Source organism: Pseudomonas sp. NEEL19 (genome assembly GCF_028751975.1).
Classification (GTDB): Bacteria; Pseudomonadota; Gammaproteobacteria; order Pseudomonadales; family Pseudomonadaceae; genus Aquipseudomonas; species Aquipseudomonas juntendi.
Map to the genome: position 1 here is coordinate 4676860 of NZ_CP081491.1, position 19564 is coordinate 4696423.

19 protein-coding genes are annotated in these 19564 nt (G+C 64.1%); 11 read left to right on the forward strand and 8 right to left on the reverse strand.

Features of this window, described 5'->3' with window-relative positions; all coding sequences use genetic code 11:
- Positions 1 to 23: 23 nt before the first annotated feature.
- Entirely contained in the window at positions 24 to 683 is a 660-nt protein-coding gene (nadD, locus tag K4A76_RS20810; protein ID WP_009685824.1) for a nicotinate-nucleotide adenylyltransferase, read from the reverse strand.
- Position 684: 1 nt separating this feature from the next.
- A complete protein-coding gene (locus tag K4A76_RS20815; RefSeq protein ID WP_054913532.1) occupies positions 685 to 1956 on the reverse strand; it encodes a glutamate-5-semialdehyde dehydrogenase in 1272 nt (423 codons plus the stop codon).
- A gap of 325 nt (positions 1957 to 2281) precedes the next feature.
- Here K4A76_RS20815 and K4A76_RS20820 point away from each other — a divergent pair, with 325 nt between their 5' ends.
- Together K4A76_RS20820 and K4A76_RS20825 are read left to right on the forward strand one after the other, a co-directional pair.
- The gene (locus K4A76_RS20820) at positions 2282 to 2950 is read left to right on the forward strand and encodes a DNA-3-methyladenine glycosylase (protein WP_047149542.1); all 669 of its coding nucleotides are present in this window, start codon (positions 2282 to 2284) and stop codon (positions 2948 to 2950) included.
- 2 nt (positions 2951 to 2952) lie between these two features.
- On the forward strand, positions 2953 to 4269 hold the full coding sequence (locus K4A76_RS20825; RefSeq protein WP_115294848.1) for a bifunctional DedA family/phosphatase PAP2 family protein: 1317 nt from the start codon (positions 2953 to 2955) through the stop codon (positions 4267 to 4269).
- A 78-nt stretch (positions 4270 to 4347) separates the two neighbouring features.
- On the opposite strand, the gene K4A76_RS20830 is transcribed toward K4A76_RS20825, so the two are convergent.
- From K4A76_RS20830 to K4A76_RS20840, 3 genes are read right to left on the reverse strand one after another with little or no spacing between them, the layout of a single operon-like run.
- The gene (locus tag K4A76_RS20830; RefSeq protein ID WP_009685818.1) at positions 4348 to 4938 is read right to left on the reverse strand and encodes an LON peptidase substrate-binding domain-containing protein; all 591 of its coding nucleotides are present in this window, start codon (positions 4936 to 4938) and stop codon (positions 4348 to 4350) included.
- Between the two features lie 9 nt (positions 4939 to 4947).
- On the reverse strand, positions 4948 to 5664 hold the full coding sequence (locus K4A76_RS20835; protein ID WP_009685817.1) for an LrgB family protein: 717 nt from the start codon (positions 5662 to 5664) through the stop codon (positions 4948 to 4950).
- The gene (locus tag K4A76_RS20840) at positions 5661 to 6023 is read right to left on the reverse strand and encodes a CidA/LrgA family protein (RefSeq protein ID WP_029885805.1); all 363 of its coding nucleotides are present in this window, start codon (positions 6021 to 6023) and stop codon (positions 5661 to 5663) included. The genes K4A76_RS20835 and K4A76_RS20840 overlap by 4 nt, the downstream gene beginning before the upstream one ends.
- A 142-nt stretch (positions 6024 to 6165) precedes the next feature.
- Between K4A76_RS20840 and K4A76_RS20845 the strand changes: the two genes are divergently transcribed.
- From K4A76_RS20845 to K4A76_RS20885, 9 genes are all read left to right on the forward strand, one after another.
- Positions 6166 to 6621, forward strand: coding sequence for a MaoC family dehydratase (locus tag K4A76_RS20845; RefSeq protein WP_274411063.1), 456 nt, complete (start codon positions 6166 to 6168; stop codon positions 6619 to 6621).
- Positions 6622 to 6948: 327 nt separating this feature from the next.
- Entirely contained in the window at positions 6949 to 7827 is an 879-nt protein-coding gene (gene prmA, locus K4A76_RS20850; RefSeq protein ID WP_274411064.1) for a 50S ribosomal protein L11 methyltransferase, read from the forward strand.
- 42 nt (positions 7828 to 7869) lie between these two features.
- Positions 7870 to 9240, forward strand: coding sequence for a DUF3426 domain-containing protein (locus tag K4A76_RS20855; RefSeq protein WP_274411065.1), 1371 nt, complete (start codon positions 7870 to 7872; stop codon positions 9238 to 9240).
- Positions 9241 to 9442: 202 nt separating this feature from the next.
- Positions 9443 to 10456 (forward strand): tRNA dihydrouridine synthase DusB, encoded by a 1014-nt coding sequence (gene dusB, locus K4A76_RS20860; protein ID WP_009683257.1) that lies wholly within the window; start codon positions 9443 to 9445, stop codon positions 10454 to 10456.
- Positions 10453 to 10773: a DNA-binding transcriptional regulator Fis gene (gene fis, locus K4A76_RS20865; protein WP_003249693.1), complete on the forward strand. Its 321-nt coding sequence runs from the start codon at positions 10453 to 10455 to the stop codon at positions 10771 to 10773. Before dusB ends, fis begins: the two co-directional genes overlap by 4 nt.
- 81 nt (positions 10774 to 10854) lie before the next feature.
- Positions 10855 to 12462: a bifunctional phosphoribosylaminoimidazolecarboxamide formyltransferase/IMP cyclohydrolase gene (gene purH, locus K4A76_RS20870; RefSeq protein WP_009683258.1), complete on the forward strand. Its 1608-nt coding sequence runs from the start codon at positions 10855 to 10857 to the stop codon at positions 12460 to 12462.
- A 145-nt stretch (positions 12463 to 12607) separates the two neighbouring features.
- Positions 12608 to 13903 carry a phosphoribosylamine--glycine ligase gene (gene purD / locus K4A76_RS20875; protein WP_274411066.1) on the forward strand — a complete coding sequence of 432 codons (1296 nt, stop codon included), beginning with the start codon at positions 12608 to 12610 and terminating at the stop codon, positions 13901 to 13903.
- A gap of 135 nt (positions 13904 to 14038) precedes the next feature.
- Entirely contained in the window at positions 14039 to 16810 is a 2772-nt protein-coding gene (locus K4A76_RS20880) for a hybrid sensor histidine kinase/response regulator (protein ID WP_274411067.1), read from the forward strand.
- A 65-nt stretch (positions 16811 to 16875) separates the two neighbouring features.
- Entirely contained in the window at positions 16876 to 17472 is a 597-nt protein-coding gene (locus K4A76_RS20885; protein WP_009683262.1) for a MarC family protein, read from the forward strand.
- Here the strand turns inward: K4A76_RS20885 and K4A76_RS20890 are convergent.
- From K4A76_RS20890 to K4A76_RS20900, 3 genes are all read right to left on the reverse strand, one after another.
- Positions 17469 to 18092 carry a hypothetical protein gene (locus tag K4A76_RS20890; protein WP_274411068.1) on the reverse strand — a complete coding sequence of 208 codons (624 nt, stop codon included), beginning with the start codon at positions 18090 to 18092 and terminating at the stop codon, positions 17469 to 17471. The two genes, K4A76_RS20885 and K4A76_RS20890, sit on opposite strands and share 4 nt — an antisense overlap.
- A complete protein-coding gene (locus K4A76_RS20895; RefSeq protein WP_274411069.1) occupies positions 18089 to 18778 on the reverse strand; it encodes a hypothetical protein in 690 nt (229 codons plus the stop codon). The genes K4A76_RS20890 and K4A76_RS20895 overlap by 4 nt, the downstream gene beginning before the upstream one ends.
- 61 nt (positions 18779 to 18839) lie before the next feature.
- Entirely contained in the window at positions 18840 to 19517 is a 678-nt protein-coding gene (locus K4A76_RS20900) for a hypothetical protein (RefSeq protein ID WP_054913303.1), read from the reverse strand.
- Between the last annotated feature and the right edge of the window lie 47 nt (positions 19518 to 19564).

A 19564-nucleotide genomic window follows, 5' to 3' on the forward strand; every position in this document is an offset into this window, starting at 1 on the left:
TGGATGAGGCGCCAGGGGCGCCGTCAGTTGGGCGCACGATACAGTTCGTGCGCCTCGATATAGGCCAGTACGGCGTCCGGCACCAGGAACCTCACCGATTTGCCGCTGGCCAGCAGCTGTCGGATCTGTGTAGCCGACACCGCAAGCGGTGTCTGCCAGACGAACGAAATATTTCCCGCCGGGCCGGACATGGCGGTGGGATCGCTCTCCGAGCGCGCAGCCAGCAGGTTGCGCAGCTCGTCAGGGGGTTCTACGTCGGCATCCGGGCGTTGCAGCACCAGAATGTGACAGTGTTGCAGCAATTCTTCCCAGCGGTGCCAGTTGGGCAAGCCACAGAAGGCATCCCAGCCCAGCACCAGGAACAACTGGTCGTTACCGGCCAGTTCGGCACGGACCGACTCCAGCGTGTCGATGGTGTACGACGGCTTGTCACGCTCGAGCTCACGGGCGTCGACGCTCAGGCAGGCCACCCCCTGTACCGCTTCGCGCACCATGGCCAGGCGGTCTTGCGCGGCCACCTGCGGGGTATCGCGGTGCGGCGGCCGGGCATTGGGCAGCAGGCGCAGTTCGTCCAGCCCCATGAACTCGGCCACTTCCAGCGCGCTGCGCAGGTGGCCGATGTGCACCGGATCGAACGTTCCGCCGAGAATGCCGATACGCCGGACTGCCTGGGCCTTGCTCAACTCAGCAGGACCCCTGACCGCGCAACTGGCCGTCACCGATGACGACGTATTTTTCGCAGGTCAGCCCCTCTAGGCCGACGGGGCCGCGGGCATGCAGCTTGTCGGTGGAAATGCCGATTTCCGCGCCCAGCCCGTACTCGAAGCCATCGGCGAAACAGGTTGGGGTGTTGAGCATGACCGATGCCGAATCGACCTCAGCCATGAACTGGCGGGCTTCGCCCTGGTGTTCGCTGATGATCGAGTCGGTGTGGTGCGAGCCATAGTGATTGATGTGTTCGATAGCCTGGTCCAGGCCGTCGACCACGCGAATTGCCAGGATCGCGTCCAGGTACTCGGTGTGCCAGTCGTCTTCGGTAGCCGGTTCGGCGTCGATGATTGCCTGGGTGCGCTCGCAACCCCGCAGTTCCACGCCTTTGTCCCGGAAGCGGCGGGCCATTTCCGGCAGGAAGCGCTCGGCCACCTGCTGGTCGACCAGCAGCGTTTCCATGGCCCCGCAAATGCCGTAGCGGTATGTCTTGGCGTTGAATGCCACATTCCAGGCCTTGTCCAGGTCGGCATGCTGGCTGACATAGATGTGGCAGATACCGTCCAGGTGCTTGATCACCGGCACGCGGGCATCGCGGCTGATGCGCTCGATGAGGCCACGGCCACCACGGGGGACGATGACATCGACGAACGCAGGCATGCTGATCAGCGCGCCCACGGCCTCGCGGTCGGTGGTTTCGACCACCTGGACCACCGCGGCCGGCAGGTCGGCAGCGGCCAGGCCACGCTGGATGCAGGTGGCGATGGCGCGGTTGGAATGAATGGCTTCGGAGCCGCCACGCAGGATGGTGGCGTTACCCGACTTCAGGCACAGGCTGGCGGCATCGATGGTCACGTTGGGGCGCGACTCGTAGATGATCCCGATCACCCCCAGTGGCGTACGCATCTTGCCGACCTGGATGCCCGATGGGCGGTAGCTCATGTCCCGGATGGCGCCCACCGGGTCCGGCAGGCTGGCCACCTGGCGCAGGCCGGTGATCATGCCGTCGATGCGGGCCGGGGTCAGCGCCAGGCGGTCCAGCAGCGCAGGCTCCAGGCCATTGGCACGGCCGGCGGCCAGGTCCAGTTCGTTGGCAGCGGTGAGCTCGGCGCGGGCAGCATCCAGCGCATCGGCGGCGGCCAACAGGGCGCGGTTCTTCTGCGCAGTGCTGGCACGGCCGATGACCCGGGACGCCTCGCGGGCAGCGCGACCCAGGCGGGTCATATAGTCAAGAACGGACTCAGTCATGGGTTCGGTGTCTTGGCGAAGGGGAAATCGGCTGATTATAACTGCCGCGCAGGTATACGCCCAGCGGTGGGTGGCGGATGGTCAAAAATGGCCTGGGCAATATGCAGGAAAGATGTAACCGCTCTTATCGAAATCACTCTCCTGCTGTGGCCCTTTCGCGGGCGCGCCCGCTCCCACAGGGATTTCACAAGGCCTTGGGCCATGCAGTACCTGTGGGAGCGGGCATGCCCGCGAAAGGGCCGGCCCGCCAACACCACACTCGATTCAGCCTCGATTAAGCCATTCATTGCTATTATCCGGCGTCCCCAAACCGCGAACAGCCCGCATGCCAGCCCTGCCCGACAGCTTTTTCGACCGCGACGCCCAAACCCTGGCCAAAGCCCTGCTGGGCAAGGTCATCCGCCATCGCCAGGGCGACCTGTGGCTGGCGGCGCGCATCATCGAAACCGAGGCCTACTACCTCACCGACAAAGGCAGCCATGCCTCGCTCGGCTACACCGAGAAGCGCAAGGCGCTGTTCCTCGATGGCGGGCATATCTACATGTACTACGCGCGCGGCGGCGACTCGCTGAACTTCAGCGCCCACGGCCCTGGCAACGCAGTGCTCATCAAGTCCGCCTATCCTTGGCAGGACGCCCGCTCGGGCCCCAACAGCCTGGCCCAGATGCAACTGAACAACCCCGACGCCAGTGGCAAGCTGCGCCCGCCGGAACGCCTGTGCGCCGGGCAAACGCTGCTGTGCCGCGCCCTGGGCTTGAAAGTGCCACAGTGGGATGCCCAGCGCTTCGACGCCGAGCGCCTGTATGTGGAGGATTGTGGCAGCCCCGTGCCGAAGGTGATCCAGGCCACCCGCCTGGGTATCCCGCACGGGCGCGACGAGCACCTGCCATACCGCTTCGTCGATGCCGAGTACGCGCGTTTCTGCACGCGGAACCCCTTGCGCCGCGGCCAAGTCGAAGGTCGCGATTTCTTCATTCTCGAACAAGGAAGCTGACCATGGGCCAATGGCTCGACAGCCTGACCGGCTGGCTCAGCGCCAACCCCCAGTGGCTTGGCGTGGCGATTTTCCTGGTGGCCTGCGTCGAATGCCTGGCCATCGCCGGCATCATCGTGCCGGGTACGGTGCTGCTGTTCGCCGTGGCGGTACTGGCCGGTAGCGGCACCTTCAGCCTGGGCGAGACCTTGCTGCTGGGTTTTCTCGGCGGGCTGCTGGGCGACGCCCTGTCGTACACGGTGGGCAAGTACTTCCACCAGAACATCCGCCGGCTGCCATTGCTGCGCCATCACCCGGAGTGGATCGGCAGTGCCGAAACCTACTTCCAGCGCTACGGCATCGCCAGCCTGCTGGTCGGCCGCTTCATCGGCCCGCTGCGCCCCATGCTGCCGATGGTCGCCGGCATGTTCGACATGCCGCTACCACGCTTCATCGCCGTCAGCCTGGTGGCCGGCGCGGGTTGGTCGGTGGCCTACCTGCTGCCTGGCTGGGCCACGGGGGCTGCCATGCGCCTGCCCTTGCCAGAGGGCTTCTGGCTGGACGCCGGCATCCTCGCCGGCGGCTTGGCCGTGCTGATCGGCCTGAGCCTGAACAGCAGCATTCGCGATCAACGCCACGGCACCCGGCTGGTTGCCGGCTTGAGCCTGCTCGCCCTGGCCGGCATTTTTCTGGGCTGGCCGTACCTGCATGAATTCGACCAAGGCGTGATGACCCTGGTGCAGGAGCACCGCAGCCAGGCCATCGATGGCACCGTGGTCCTGGTCACCCGCCTGGGCGACTTCAGAACCCAACTGTTCCTGGGCGGCTTGCTGACCGGCCTGTTGCTGCTGGCCCGGCAATGGCGTCACGCCGTGTTCGCCGGCGGCGCGCTGATGGGCACGGCAATCGCCAATGGCACCCTCAAATGGCTGTTTGCCCGTGCCCGGCCCGAGGTACTGAGCGACCCACTGACCAGCTACAGCATGCCCAGCGGGCACAGCTCGGCATCGTTTGCCTTCTTCCTGGTGATGGCGGTGCTGGCCGGGCGCGGTCAGCCGCCGCGGATGCGCCTGACCTGGGTGATGCTGGGCTGCATTCCGGCGCTGGCGATTGCCCTGTCGCGGGTCTACCTGGGTGCTCACTGGCCCACCGATATCCTCGCCGGGGCCCTGCTGGCCTGCTGCGTGTGTGCCTTCAGCCTGACCCTGGTGCAGTACCGCCAGCCGCTGCCGGCCTTGCCGCAGCGGGTATGGTGGCTGGTGTTGCCGGCTTGCGTGGCGCTGCTGGCCTTTTTTGCCATGCACGCACTGCCGCAGGCGTTGGCCAGGTATCACTATTGATGTTGCCGGCCTGTTGATGGGGCAAGCCGCTACTACACAGGCTCCGCTACCAACAGGCCGGCGCAGGCAACTCTCACCTCAGGCAAACAGCTCGCCCTGAATCCGCTCCAGCAATTTCTGGATCTCGCCCAGCCGCTGCTGCGGCGAGTCGAGGCTCAGCAGGTCCAGCTTGTCTTCTTCCATGAACGGCAGCAGGTAAGCCAGCTGGTTGGCCAGCGCCTGGCGCCCGTCCAGCGGGCGCGGCATGTCCAGCGCCTCGACCATCGGGTGCTCACCCAAGGCCACCAGCAGCGCCACCAGGTCATCGTCCGCTTCCAGCAACGGGCTGTCGGCCTGCTCGGCCAGCCACTGCACCTGCCCTACCAGCAACTGGTCCTTTTGCACCTCGGTGCTGTCCAGATTGAAGCGCCGCACGCCTTCGACGCGAATGCCCAGCAAGCCGTTGTCCTGCTGTACGAAATCGCGGATCAGCGCCTCGCAGCCGATCGAGGCGACCGTCGGCGGCGCCTTGCCCACCTGCTCGCCCTCCAGGATGCACACCACGCCAAACCCTTCGCCCTGCTTCATGCAGCGCCCGATCATGTCGAGGTAGCGCGCCTCGAAAATCTGCAAGTCGAGAAAGCAGCCAGGAAACAGCACGGTATTGAGCGGAAACAGCGGTAGCGTCATCACCAGTCCTCAGGCCACCAGGCTCACCGCCAACGGCAGGAACACCGCCGTGGCTACGCCCATCAGGCTCATTGCAAGCGCGGCAAAGGCGCCGCATTCGTCACTTTCCTGCAGGGCCACCGAAGTGCCCACCGCGTGCGCAGTCACCCCCAGCGACATGCCGCGGGCTTCCGGGCTGTGCACGCCAACACGGCTGAGCAGCGCCGGGCCGAAGATGGCGCCGATTACCCCGGTAATCAGCACGAACACCGCTGCCAGGGCAGCGACCCCGCCAATCTGTTCGGCCACCAGCATGGCAATCGGCGAGGTGACCGACTTGGGCGCCATGGTCATCAGGATCATGTGCTCGGCACCGAACCACCAGCCCAGCAGCAGGCAACACAGGGTGGCAAACAGCCCCCCGACTACCAGCGTAGTAAAGATGGGCCAGAACAACTGCCGGATGCGCCGCAGGTTGAGGTACAAAGGCACCGCCAGGGCCACGGTGGCCGGGCCCAGCAGGGTATTCATGATTTGCGTGCTGTTGCGGTATTCGCTGTAGTCGATGCCGCACGCCAGCAGCACGCCGATCACCAGCAGCATCGACACCAACACCGGCTGCAGGAAGATCCAGCGCGTCTTGTCGTAGGCGGCGAGCACCAGTTGGTAGGCCGCCAGGGTGAGACCGATGCCAAACAAAGGGTGGTGCACGACCGCATCCAGGGCGCCTTGCCAGTCAAGCATCATGGCTGCTCCTCGCGCTTGCTCTGGCGCTGGATCAGTTTCTGCATCAGCACCCCGACGAAAACCAAGGTCAGCAGGCAGGAAATCAGCAGGGCGCCGACAATCGCCCAGAAGTCGGCAGCGATATCCCGGGCATAGACCATCACCCCCACCGCCGGCGGCACCAGCAACAGCGGCAGGTAGCGCAGCAGGCTGCTGGCCGCTTCATTCAGCGGCTTGCCAACCTCGCCGCGGGCCATGAGGAAGCCCAGCAGCAGCAACAGGCCAATGATCGGGCCCGGCAAAACCGGCAGCAACAGGTGGTTGATCGCCGTTCCCAATAGCTGGAACAGCACCAGCCAGGTCAGACCACGCAACAGCATAAGCATCTCCCTTTGGCATGGCGCCATTATAAGCACGCCGTGCTATAGATCGATATTCGCCGAAAAGCGGACAACTTGACTGCAATGGCCGAGCGTGCTGATCTTGCACTTTCGTACCAACTGACAACCTGGAGAGTCCGCGATGCCCTATGTACCGGTTACAGAGCTTTTGCAATACGTTGGTAAGGAACTGGGCCACTCGGCCTGGCTGAAGATCGACCAGCAGCGCATCAACCTGTTCGCCGAAGCCACCGGCGATTTCCAGTTCATCCATGTCGACCCGGAAAAGGCCGCGCAAACCCCGTTTGGCAGCACGATTGCCCATGGCTTTCTGACCCTTTCACTGATCCCCAAGCTGATCGAAGACATCCTGGTGCTGCCGCAAGGCATGAAGATGGTGGTGAACTATGGGCTGGACAGCGTGCGTTTCATCCAGCCGGTCAAGGTGAACAGCCAGGTGCGGCTGAAAGTGGACCTGGCCGAGGTGACCGAAAAAAGACCGGGGCAGTGGCTGCTCAAGGCGATTGCCACGCTGGAAATCGAGGGTGAAGAGAAGCCTGCTTATATTGCTGAGTCGCTTTCGCTCTGCTTTGTCTGATGCACCACGCCCGCTGTGGGAGCGGCCTTGTGCCGCGATTGGGCCGCAGCGCGGCCCCGGCAATATTTGCATGACGCTGAGATCCTGGGGCTGCTGCGCAGCCCTATCGCGACACAAGGCCGCTCCTACCTCGGCCGCATCAGCCTCAAGCCTTGCAGTACCTGTAGGAGCTGGCTTGCCGGCGATGAGGCCCGCCCAGGCAATACAAGACAGTTGCCCCCACAAGGCCGGTGCCAGGCCTTCTCTACAAACCCTGCGCACTCGCGTAAACTGCCAGCCTTCGCGCAGCCTAGGGCTGCCCCTGTCGATTTACCAAAGGTGCCCGCCATGCCCTGGCTGCAAGTACGCCTGGCCATCAGCCCGGAACAAGCCGAAACCTACGAAGACGCCCTGCTTGAAGTAGGCGCCGTTTCTGTCACGTTCATGGATGCCGAAGACCAGCCGATCTTCGAACCCGACCTCAATACCACCCCGCTGTGGTCGCACACCCATCTGCTGGCCTTGTTCGAAGCCGATACCGACGCTGAGCAGGTGTTCGCCCACCTGCGCCTGCTGACCGGCGCCGAACTGCCCGAGCACCAGGCCGAAGTGATCGAGGACCAGGACTGGGAACGCAGCTGGATGGACAACTTCCAGCCCATGCGCTTTGGCCGCCGCCTGTGGATCGTGCCCAGCTGGCATGACGCCCCCGAGAAAGACGCGGTCAACCTGCTGCTCGACCCGGGCCTGGCCTTCGGCACCGGCACCCACCCCACCACCGCCCTGTGCCTGGAATGGCTCGATGGCCAGCAGCTCGGAGGCACCCAGGTGCTGGACTTCGGTTGCGGCTCGGGCATTCTGGCCATCGCCGCCCTGCTGCTCGGCGCCCGTGAGGCGGTGGGTACCGATATCGACGTGCAAGCCATCGAGGCTTCCCGCGACAACGCCCAGCGCAATGGCATCGCCGACGAGAAATTGGCCCTGTACCTGCCAGAGCACATGCCGGCGATGCAGGCCGACGTGCTGGTCGCCAACATCCTTGCCGGCCCGCTGGTGTCGCTGGCACCGCAGCTGTCCGGGCTGGTTCGCCCAGGTGGCCTGCTGGCGCTGTCGGGCATCCTTGCCGAACAGGGCGAGGAAGTGGCCGCAGCCTATGCCGCCGACTTCGACCTGGACCCGATCGTCGTGCGCGACGGCTGGGTGCGCATCAGTGGTCGGCGCCGCTAAGCGGGCCTAGAATACTTTTCTGCACAGCTCCCGGATTGCCGCATGACCGACAGTTTCGTCACCCAGTGCCCGCATTGCCAGACCAGCTTTCGCGTCACCCACCACCAGCTGAGCGTAGCGCGCGGCGTGGTGCGGTGCGGCCAATGCCTGCAGGTGTTCAACGCCGCCAAGCAGTTGCTGGAGCAGAACCGCGCTGCCAGCGCCGCGCCAGCACCGGCGGCGGCGCCTGCTGCCCCGGCGGCGCCAGCGCTGCCCGACGCCGAGGCGGCAACGCCTGCCCCGCCCGAGGCGGCCAGCAGTGCGCCCACCCCTGCGCCAGGGGAGGACTGGGCCGTCACCGCCGAGGCGCTCGATGCCCTTGACCTCGACAAAGAGCTGGAGCGCCTTGAGCGGCGTGGGGGGCCGGCGCAGGCACGCGCCGCCCGGCAGGATGACGGGTTGCAAGCGCGGCGCGATGAGGGGCATGCCGACGAGCCTGTGGACGACCTGTTCGGCACGGCAACCGATGACCCCCTCGAGCCGCCACTGCAGGCACAGCCTGCGCCAGTGCTGCTGACGCCGGAGCCACAGGCGCCAGACCTGCAGCCTGCCCCTGGCGAGCGCACCGAGCCGGTACTGGGCAGCAATTTCGACCTGGACTTCGACGACCAGCCGCCCGTGCAGCGCACTGGCGAAACCGGTGAGCCTGAAACACTCGGCGAACCGCTCCACGCCGACGATGACGACATCCCGGAAAAAGGCCTGAGCGCGCGCGAAGATGAACCGCTGCCACTGCAGCTGTCGGCGCGGGACGACGAGCTTGGCGCACCGCTGCCCGGTGAGCGCCTGGAGCCCGGCCTTGCCGGCAAGCCCGAGCGCGCACCGCGCAAGGAGCCGCTGGTCGACGTGGTCGACGACCCCCTGCAACTGGGCTGGGAAAAGCCTGCGCCCAACTGGGGCAAGCGGATCCTGTGGGGCGTGCTGTCTTTGCTGGCCGCCGGCCTGCTGGCCTTCCAGTACGTGTGGTTCCACTTCGACGAAATGGCCCGCCAGGACCAGTACCGGCCGATGTTCCTGCAGCTGTGTCCGCTGGTCGGCTGCCAGGTGCCCACCCGTGTCGACATTGGCCGGATCAAGAGCAGCAACCTGGTGGTGCGCAGCCACCCGGATTTCAAAGGCGCGCTCATCGTTGATGCGATCATCTACAACCGTGCGCCATTTGCCCAGCCATTCCCGTTGCTCGAACTGCGCTTCGCCGACCTCAATGGCCAGTTGATCGCCAGCCGCCGCTTCAAGCCCAGCGAATATCTGTCGGGTGAGTTGGCGGGGCGTGGCGAAATGCCCAGCCAGACGCCGATCCACATAGCCCTGGACATCCTCGACCCCGGCCCGAAGGCGGTCAATTACAGCCTGAGCTTCCGCTCGCCGGAATAAGCGACAAGCGGCAAGTTGCAAGCCACAAGACAAGCGAGCCGACAGCCGGCCTGCTTCGTCTTGCAGCTTGAAGCTTGCCACGTGTAGCTAGCCCCGGTTGTTCAGATTTTATCCAGTTCCATCTTTATCCGGTCACCGAGAGCGGGTATCATGCCAACCCTTTTTCGAACTCCAAGATTCGGCCCCACAACAGGGATCACCTATGTCGGCGGTACGCATCGGCCAATACACGCTACGCAACAACCTGATCCTCGCGCCCATGGCCGGGGTCACGGACCAGCCTTTCCGTACACTTTGCCAGCGCTTGGGCGCAGGCATGGTCGTGTCGGAAATGGTCAGCAGCGACATGAACCTGTGGAACAGCCGCAAGTCGAGCCTGCGCCGCATCCATGAGGGTGATCCCGAGCCGCGCTCGGTGCAGATCGCCGGCGGTGATGCGCAGATGATGGCAGCGGCAGCACGGGCCAATGTCGAGGCGGGCGCCCAGATCATCGATATCAACATGGGCTGCCCGGCAAAAAAAGTCTGCAACAAAGCTGCAGGCTCTGCTTTATTGAAGGATGAAGCCTTGGTCCACGAAATTCTCCACGCCGTGGTCGGCGCCGTGGACGTTCCGGTGACCCTGAAGATCCGCACCGGTTGGGACCGGGCGAACAAAAACGGCCTGAACGTGGCGAAAATCGCCGAGCAGGCCGGCATCCAGGCGCTGGCGGTACATGGCCGCACACGCGCCGACCTGTACACCGGCGAAGCCGAATACGACACCATCGCTGCCATCAAGCAGGCGGTGTCGATCCCGGTTTTTGCCAACGGCGACATCACGTCGCCCGAAAAGGCCCGGGCGGTGCTGGATGCCACCGGGGTCGATGGCCTGCTGATTGGCCGGGCTGCCCAGGGGCGGCCATGGATCTTTCGCGAGATCGAGCATTACCTGCGCACCGGCGAACACCTGCCGGCGCCGCAGCTGGACGAAGTGGAACACATTCTGCTGCAACACCTGGCCGCGCTGCATGCCTTCTATGGCGATGTGATGGGCGTACGTATCGCCCGCAAGCACGTTGGCTGGTACCTGGCAACACGACCCGGCGGCAAGGAGTTTCGCTCCCGGTTCAACGCTTTGGAAGATACACAAGCGCAGTGCGCCAACGTTCGCGCGTTTTTCAGCGAGCGTCGACAGAGCCTTGAGACAGAGGACGGACAAGGGGTGGCCGCATGACGATGATGACCGAGAATTTTGTGAGTGGAACAACGCCCGTGAGCGACAACGCCAACCTGAAACAGCACCTGAACACGCCGAGCGAAGAGGGCCAGACCCTTCGCGACAGCGTCGAGAAGGCGCTGCACAATTACTTCGCCCATCTGGAAGGCGCGACCGTCACGGACGTCTACAACCTGGTGCTCTCCGAAGTGGAGGCCCCCCTGCTCGAAAGCGTCATGAACTACGTGAAGGGCAACCAGACCAAGGCCAGCGAGATGCTCGGGCTGAACCGAGGCACGCTGCGCAAGAAGCTCAAGCAGTACGATTTGCTGTAACACAGAATCCCAACCAGAAAAGGCGGCTCCCTGAACAGAGGCGCCTTTTTTGCTGACTCCACCGCGTTATTGGAACCCGAAATGACCGACCAGACTACCCGCCTGCCAGTCCGCCGCGCCCTGATCAGCGTCTCCGACAAGACCGGTATCCTCGAATTCGCCCGTGAGCTGCAACAGCTCGGTGTCGAGATCCTGTCCACCGGCGGCACCTACAAGCTGCTCAAGGACAACGGCGTTGACGCGGTGGAAGTGGCTGACTACACCGGCTTTGCCGAAATGATGGACGGCCGGGTCAAGACCCTGCACCCGAAAATCCATGGCGGCATCCTCGGTCGTCGCGGTACCGACGACGCCATCATGAGCGAGCACGGCATCAAGCCGATCGATCTGGTTGCAGTCAACCTGTACCCGTTCGAAGCCACCATTTCCAAGCCTGGCTGTGACCTGCCGACCGCCATCGAGAACATCGATATCGGCGGCCCGACCATGGTCCGTTCGGCAGCCAAGAACCACAAGGACGTGGCCATCGTGGTCAACGCCAGCGACTACGCCGGCATCGTCGAAGGCCTCAAGGCCGGCGGCCTGACCTACGCCCAGCGCTTCGACCTGATGCTCAAGGCGTTCGAGCACACCGCCGCCTACGATGGCATGATCGCCAACTACATGGGCACCATCGACCAGGCCCAGCAGACCCTGTCCACGGCTGCACGCAGCGAATTCCCGCGCACCTTCAACAGCCAGTTCGTCAAGGCCCAGGAAATGCGCTACGGCGAGAACCCGCACCAGAGCGCGGCGTTCTACGTAGAAGCCAAGAAGGGCGAAGCCAGCATCTCCACCGCGGTGCAGTTGCAAGGCAAGGAACTGTCGTTCAACAACGTGGCCGACACCGACGCCGCGCTGGAGTGCGTGAAGAGCTTCGTCAAGCCGGCCTGCGTCATCGTCAAGCACGCCAACCCGTGTGGCGTGGCCGTGGTGCCGGAAGACGAAGGCGGCATCCGCAAGGCCTACGACCTGGCCTATGCCACCGACACCGAGTCGGCATTCGGCGGCATCATCGCCTTCAACCGTGAACTGGACGGCGAAACCGCCAAGGCCATCGTCGAGCGCCAGTTCGTCGAAGTGATCATCGCCCCGAAAATTTCCCAGGCGGCGCGCGACGTAGTGGCTGCCAAGCAGAACGTGCGCCTGCTGGAATGCGGCGAGTGGCCAGCCGAGCGCGCTGCCGGCTGGGACTTCAAGCGTGTCAACGGCGGCCTGCTGGTGCAAAGCCGTGATATCGGCATGATCACTGCCGATGACCTGAAGATCGTTACCAAACGTGCGCCAACCGAGCAGGAAATCCACGACCTGGTATTCGCCTGGAAAGTGGCCAAGTTCGTCAAGTCCAACGCCATTGTCTACGCCAAGCAGCGCCAGACCATCGGCGTGGGCGCTGGCCAGATGAGCCGCGTCAACTCTGCCCGCATCGCCGCCATCAAGGCCGAGCATGCCGGCTTGCAGGTACAGGGCGCGGTCATGGCCTCGGATGCGTTCTTCCCGTTCCGTGACGGCATCGACAATGCCGCCAAAGTGGGTATCAGCGCCGTGATCCAGCCGGGTGGTTCGATGCGTGATGCAGAAGTCATCGCCGCGGCTGACGAAGCGGGCATCGCGATGGTATTCACCGGTATGCGTCACTTCCGCCACTAATTACGCGGCCCCCGGGCAAGCGGCGATCCTGTGGGAGCGGGCGCGCCCGCGAATACGATGGTGAATTCACCGCCGCATTCGCGGGCACGCCCGCTCCCACAGCGTTCCCCGCCCGCCTCGGGGTCACCTGAATCGAGGTTTTGACATGAAAGTTTTGATCATCGGCAGCGGCGGCCGTGAGCACGCCCTGGCCTGGAAAGTCGCGCAGGACCCACGCGTAGAAAAAGTCTTCGTTGCCCCAGGCAACGCCGGCACCGCCATCGAAGCCAAGTGCGAAAACGTCGCCATCGATGTGTGCGCCCTGGAGCAACTGGCCGACTTCGCCGAGAAGAACGTCGACCTGACCATCGTCGGCCCGGAAGCGCCGCTGGTCATCGGTGTGGTCGACCTGTTCCGCAGCCGCGGCCTGGACTGCTTCGGCCCAACCAAGGGCGCGGCCCAGCTGGAAGGCTCCAAGGCCTTCACCAAGGACTTCCTGGCACGCCACAAGATCCCGACCGCCGACTACCAGAACTTCACCGAGATCGAGCCGGCGCTGGCCTACCTGCAGGAAAAAGGCGCGCCGATCGTGATCAAGGCCGACGGCCTGGCCGCGGGCAAAGGCGTGATCGTCGCCATGACCCTGGAAGAAGCCGAAGCCGCCGTGCGTGACATGCTGGCTGGCAACGCCTTCGGTGACGCCGGTTCGCGTGTGGTGATCGAGGAGTTCCTCGACGGCGAAGAAGCCAGCTTCATCGTCATGGTCGATGGCCACAACGTACTGCCAATGGCAACCAGCCAGGATCACAAACGCGTCGGTGACCAGGACACGGGCCCCAACACCGGCGGCATGGGTGCCTACTCCCCTGCCCCGGTGGTTACCGCCGACGTGCACCAGCGCGTGATGGACCAGGTGATCTGGCCCACCGTGCGCGGCATGGCAGAGGAAGGCAACGTCTACACCGGCTTCCTGTATGCCGGCCTGATGATCGACAAGGCGGGCAACCCCAAGGTCATCGAATTCAACTGCCGCTTCGGTGACCCGGAAACCCAGCCAGTCATGCTGCGCCTGGAGTCGAGCCTGGTGCTGCTGGTAGAAGCGGCCTTCGCCAAGGCGCTGGACAAGGTCGAAGCCCAGTGGGATCCACGCCCGAGCCTGGGCGTGGTACTGGCCGCAGGCGGTTACCCGGGCGACTACGCCAAGGGCGACGTGATCAACGGCCTGGACGCTGCAGCGCAGATCGAAGGCAAGGTGTTCCATGCCGGTACGTCGCTCAAGAATGGCCAGGTGGTCACCAACGGCGGCCGCGTGCTGTGTGCCACCGCCATGGGCAGCACCGTTGCCGACGCGCAGCAGCAGGCTTACCGCCTGGCCAAGGAAGTCAGCTGGAACGGCAGCTTCTACCGCACCGACATCGGCTACCGGGCCATTGCCCGTGAGCGCGGTGAACACCAGCAGTAACCACTACCGGCACGCCGCGGTGCCCTGTGCACCCGGCGCCCGGCTCGTCGACAAGGCCCGCCATGGGCCTTGCCTTCGGCTTGGTGCGCCGCGCATAGTTGATACCCGGCACATCGGCCAAGAAGGGATTTCGTAGTGCGTCGGCTTCGGATTGCCTCAGCTCTTATCGTCAGCTTGCTGACCTTGCTCTGCATGTTCCCGGCTGCGGCCGATCATGGCGGGGGCTGGTCGGTGCTGCTCGATGAACACGCCAACCTGCAACTGAGCGACGTGCGTTCCGAGCGCTACCGTAACCAGTTCAGCCCGCTGATCCTTGCCGAACTGGATGCCGCACCGGCAGAACAAGCCCTGTGGCTGCATTACCGCCTGGAACCGGGCGACCAGGAACAGCTGCTGCGGGTTTTCGCCCCGGACCTGTCTGGCCTGGACCTCTACGCCCTCGAAGGCGACCAACTTCTGCGTCAGCTGCACCACGGGCGCCAGGCCGGCAATGCCAGCCCCACCCTGCGCGGCAGCGACCATGTACTCCCCCTGCCCAACAGCAAGCAACCGGTGGACATCTACCTGCGCCTGGTGTCCGAACACCAGCTGCGCCCGGCCATCAGCCTGGAACCCGCCGCCCAGGCCGCCGCCGACCAGCGCCAGCCGCTGCTGTTCGGCATGCTGTTCGGCGGTTTGGTGATGCTGATCCTGCACAACCTGATCCGCTTCCTCTACAGCCGCTCCAGCACTTCCCTGGTGCTGGCGCTGTATCACGGCCTGATGCTGCTCAGCGGCCTCATCTTGCTGAACCTCAGCGGCCCATGGTGGCATGTATGGCACAGCGCACAAACGCCCGCGGCCTACCTGACTCTGGTACTGGCGGGGCTGGCCGGGCTGTATTTCACCCAGCACTTCTTCTCGCCGTGCAATTCGCCCCGGCTGAACCGTTTGCTGCAAGGTGAAATGCTGCTGGTCGGGCTCAGCGGCCTGGTGCTGCTGTTCGTCGATACCCTGCCCCTCAACCTGATGACCTATGCCCTGATGGCGCTGGGCACCGTGAGCATGCTGCTGGTCAGCAGCTACCAGTGGTACAAGGGCTATGCCCCCGCCCGGCTGTTCTGCCTGGCGATGGTGCTGTTCAACCTGGGTGGCCTGGTGCTGTTGCCGGCCCTGCTCGGCTTTACCCGCACTTCCACGCCATGGCTACTGAGCATTTTGCTGGGTCTGGCCGTGGCCAGCGGCCTGCTGCTCAACCTGGCGGTCAGCGAGCGCCTGCGGCGCATGAGTGAAGAGCGCTTCAGCGTCAGCCGGGCACTGGCTGCCAGCGATGCCGAAATCAACGCCAAAGCCGAGTTCCTGGCCAAGATCAGCCACGAAATCCGCACCCCGATGAACGGGGTGCTGGGCATGACCGAGCTGTTGCTCGGCACCCCGTTGTCGGTCAAGCAGCGCGACTACGTGCAGACCATCCACAGCGCTGGCAACGAACTGCTGACCCTGATCAACGAGATACTCGACATTTCCAAGCTCGAGTCCCGGCAGATCGAGCTGGATGATGTGCAGTTCGACCTCAACGCGCTGATCGAGGACTGCCTGAACATATTCCGCGCCAAGGCCGAACAGCAGAACATCGAGCTGATCAGCTTTACCCAGCCGCAGGTGCCGCGGGTCATCAGCGGTGACCCCACGCGGCTGCGCCAGGCGTTGTCCAGCCTGCTGGAAAACGCACTGAAAAACACCGACCAGGGCGAGATCCTGCTGGTGGTGGCCCTGGATCAGCGTGGTGAGGTGCCACGCCTGCGCATTGCAGTGCAGGACAGTGGCGAGCCGCTGCCGGCCGCAGACCGCGAGGCCCTGCTGCAGGCCGAACTGCACAGCCACCACTTCCTCTCCAGCAGCAAGCTGGGCGGCCACCTGGGGCTGGTCATCGCCAAGCAACTGATCGGCCTGATGCAAGGTGAATTCGGCATCAAGAGCAGCACCGGCATGGGCAATACCCTCTGGCTGACCCTGCCGCTGGACCCTTCGCGCCTGGAACAGCCCCTGGCCGACCTCGAAGGCCCGCTGCGCGATGCCCGGGTGCTGGTAGTGGACGACAACGATACCTGCCGCAAAGTGCTGGTGCAGCAGTGCAGTGCCTGGGGCATGAATGTCAGCGCGGTGCCGTCAGGCAAGGAGGCCCTGGCCCTGTTGCGCACCAAGGCGCACCTGCGCGACTACTTCGACGCCGTGCTGCTGGACCAGAACATGCCCGGCATGACCGGCATGCAGCTGGCCGCCAAGATCAAGGAAGACCCCAGCCTGAACCACGACATTCTGGTGGTCATGCTCACCGGTATCAGCAACGCACCCAGCAAAGTCATCGCGCGTAACGCCGGGGTCAAACGGATACTCGCCAAGCCGGTGGCCGGTTATACCCTGAAAACCACCCTGGCCGAGGAGCTGGCCCAGCGCGGCCGCGAGCAGGCGCTACCCGCCAGCCCGCCTGGGGTCCCGCAGGCATTGGACTTGCCAGCAGATTTCCGCGTACTGGTGGCCGAGGACAACAGCATTTCGACCAAGGTGATACGCGGCATGCTCGGCAAGCTGAACCTGCAACCAGACACCGCCAGCAATGGTGAGGAAGCCCTGCAGGCCATGAAAGAAAGGCATTACGACCTGGTCTTGATGGACTGTGAAATGCCTGTGCTGGACGGTTTCTCGGCCACCCGGCAGCTGCGCGCCTGGGAAGCCGCCAACAAGCGCCAGCGCACCCCGGTGGTGGCGCTGACGGCGCATATTCTTGCCGAGCACAAGGAACGCGCGCGGCTGGCCGGCATGGACGGGCACATGGCCAAGCCGGTGGAGTTGTCGCAACTGCGCGAACTGATTCAGTACTGGGCCAGCCAGCGCGAAGCCGCGACAGACCCCGCGCACATTTCCTGACCTGCCGGCGCAGGCCCACCACAGCCCCACCCCACGCCAACCGACTTTGCCAAGGACCCGCGCTCATGCTCCATGAGTTGTTCAGCGTCTACCTGAAAATGCTCGTGCTCTACAGCCCGTTCTTCGTGCTGTCGTGCTTCATCAGCCTGACCCGTGGCCACTCCAGCAAAGAACGCAAGCAACTGGCCTGGAAGGTAGCCTTTGCCGCGCTCATCGCCAGCGTGCTGCTGTACCTGTTCGGCCGGGCGATCTTCGGTATTTTCGGCATCACCGCCGACGCCTTCCGGATCGGCGCGGGCAGTGTGCTGTTCATTTCTGCGCTGGGCATGGCCCAAGGCAAGTCCGCGGTGCAGGCCGACAACGTGCAACAGGACGTCACCATCGTGCCGCTGACCATCCCGTTGACCGTCGGGCCCGGCACCATCGGCGCCCTGCTGGTAATGGGCGTCAGCCAACCGCACTGGGGCGACAAGTTGCTGGCAATCATCGGCATTGCCTTGGCCAGCTTCACCGTGGGTGTGGTGCTGTACCTGTCGCACCGCATCGAGCGCCTGCTCGGTGACCAGGGCCTGCAGATCGTCAGCCGGCTGATGGGCCTGTTCGTCTGCGCTCTGGCTGCACAGATCATCTTCACCGGCATCAAGGGCTACCTGGCACCTTAAAGGCCGTATTCGAGAATACGGTTCAACGAGGCTTGCACCACCCGCTCCTGCACTTTGCCCAAGAAGCTGTTCTCGAAGGCCAGCACATTGAACCGCACCAGTTCCGCCTGCACCACCCGGTGGCTGCGCTTGTGGCTGAGAAAGCCAGCCTTGAATGCCGTGTGGCTGTCGACCTCATGGTAAAGCACCATGTCGACCCGGCCGGCACCGGCGGGCGCGCATGGCAGTAGCTGGAAATGCTGGCGCTCGTATGCACACCGTTCCAGCTCACGCAGCACCGAGGGCTGCCTCAACAGTTTCCGGATAGAGAGCCCGGTTGCCGTTGCATAGCGCTCCCCCGCCTCGGCAGCGATGGTTTCCAGAACCTGATCGGTCTGTTTGGCACGGCGCGGGTCGGGGCAATGCGCCTGATCGGCAGAAACCGAGTCCCAGCCCATGAACTTGAGCTGGTTGCGGTAGTAGTCGAACCAGTTCTCGATCAAGCCCTCTCTGTAGGCTGTTTCCGTGGCCCGCTCGGCCATCGCCAGGGCCAGCTTCACCTTGCTCGCCTGGGCTGCGTCCATTCCTGGCAAGAACGACACGATACCAGCACCGATTACCGCAGGGGTAACGTCCGTCATGGTGTTGCCCCCCCTACTGGCGCATAAGGGTCGAAGCGGTATTCACCCTGGGCATTCCTGTCCTCCATCAGCGCCTGCAGTGCAGTGCGCTGGTGCTCGAAGCGCCGGTTATCCAGTGCCAGGGAAATACCATCGAACTCGGCTTCGCCCCTGAGTACCTGCTCGCTCAGCAGCACATTCACGGGCACGGCAGAAATACGCTCGTCGACCTGCAGCGTGATGCTGCAAAGATCGAGGGTTGGCCCGGCCTTCAGCAGCCCCACCTCCACTACCAGGCTGGAGCGCTGGCCCTGCTCCTGGGCGCTGAACTTCAGCAAATGGCCTACAGCCTGGGCAGAGCGGCGCAGGCCTGCCTTTACCGTGGTCAGCAGGGCTTCGGGGCTGATCGCGCGCATTTTCAACCAGGCTTCCAGCGGCTGGGGCTGGGCGCACCGAACGGGTTGCCCCAGCTGTTTGAGGTCGTGGGTGCTGGCCAGCTTGATCCAGCCCAATTGGCGAAATGCCTCGCGGTTGGCCGCGTACCAGGCGTCATACTGCTCGAAACGCGACCCGGCGTGCTTGTTGGCCACCAACTGGGCGTACAGTATCGAGTCGAAAGCGGCCTGGCGCAGTATTTCGCCCGCCCTCTGCGGGTAAACCAACGCCGTGCCACCGATCAGCATCAGTTGCTCGGATGCTTTATCCATGTGTGTTGCCTCATTTCAAGGAGAGTCGAAAAGGCGGCATCGGCGAAATGCCGCCAGGCAATCAGATGTCGTACTGCAGAACGTTCTCGACGCTGCGCACGCCCAGTTTGTTTTCCACGGTTTCGCGCACTTTGTCGTAGACGAAGTTGTTGAGGGTGAGCACCGCCGTACCGGCGTAGTAGCGGCTCTTGTTCAGCTTCCACTGGATGCCCAGCACGTCGTCGTCCAGCTGCGGGGCAGACGCCTGGATACAGCTGATCACCATGACCACATCACCTTGTTCCGTCTCGATGCACGCAGCCAGGCCGACCATGCCCCGGGTCTTGTTCTTGCGCTTGTGGTCGAGCACTTTGGCGTCGCTCTCGACGGTGGCCATCTTGTCGAAGGCCTTTTTGGCCAGGCTGCCCAGTTGGGTGCCGCCCAACATTGCGTTGCCGGCAACGGCAATAGCACGTACAGCAATGGCGCCGACGGTGACCGACAGCTCAGCCGATGTTTCCTGCTCGAAGCTGCGCTTGGGGATGGTGAAGCCCAGGTCACGCATCACATCGATGAGCTTGTCATACCACTCCCTGCTCTGCTTTTCGGCATCGAAGGCTTTGTCCGCCACCAAGGTGGCAAAGTGATATGCATTCTTGCAGTCATGGCGGCTTTGCACGGACATACCTGCGCCACAGGCAAGCAGGTTGCCTTCGACCAGGACGGCGGCGTCGCGGGTAGTGGCTTGTGTTTCAGACATCGGGAAACTCCTTGGTGGTTACCCCTGAATCAGGGGCAGCCACCTTA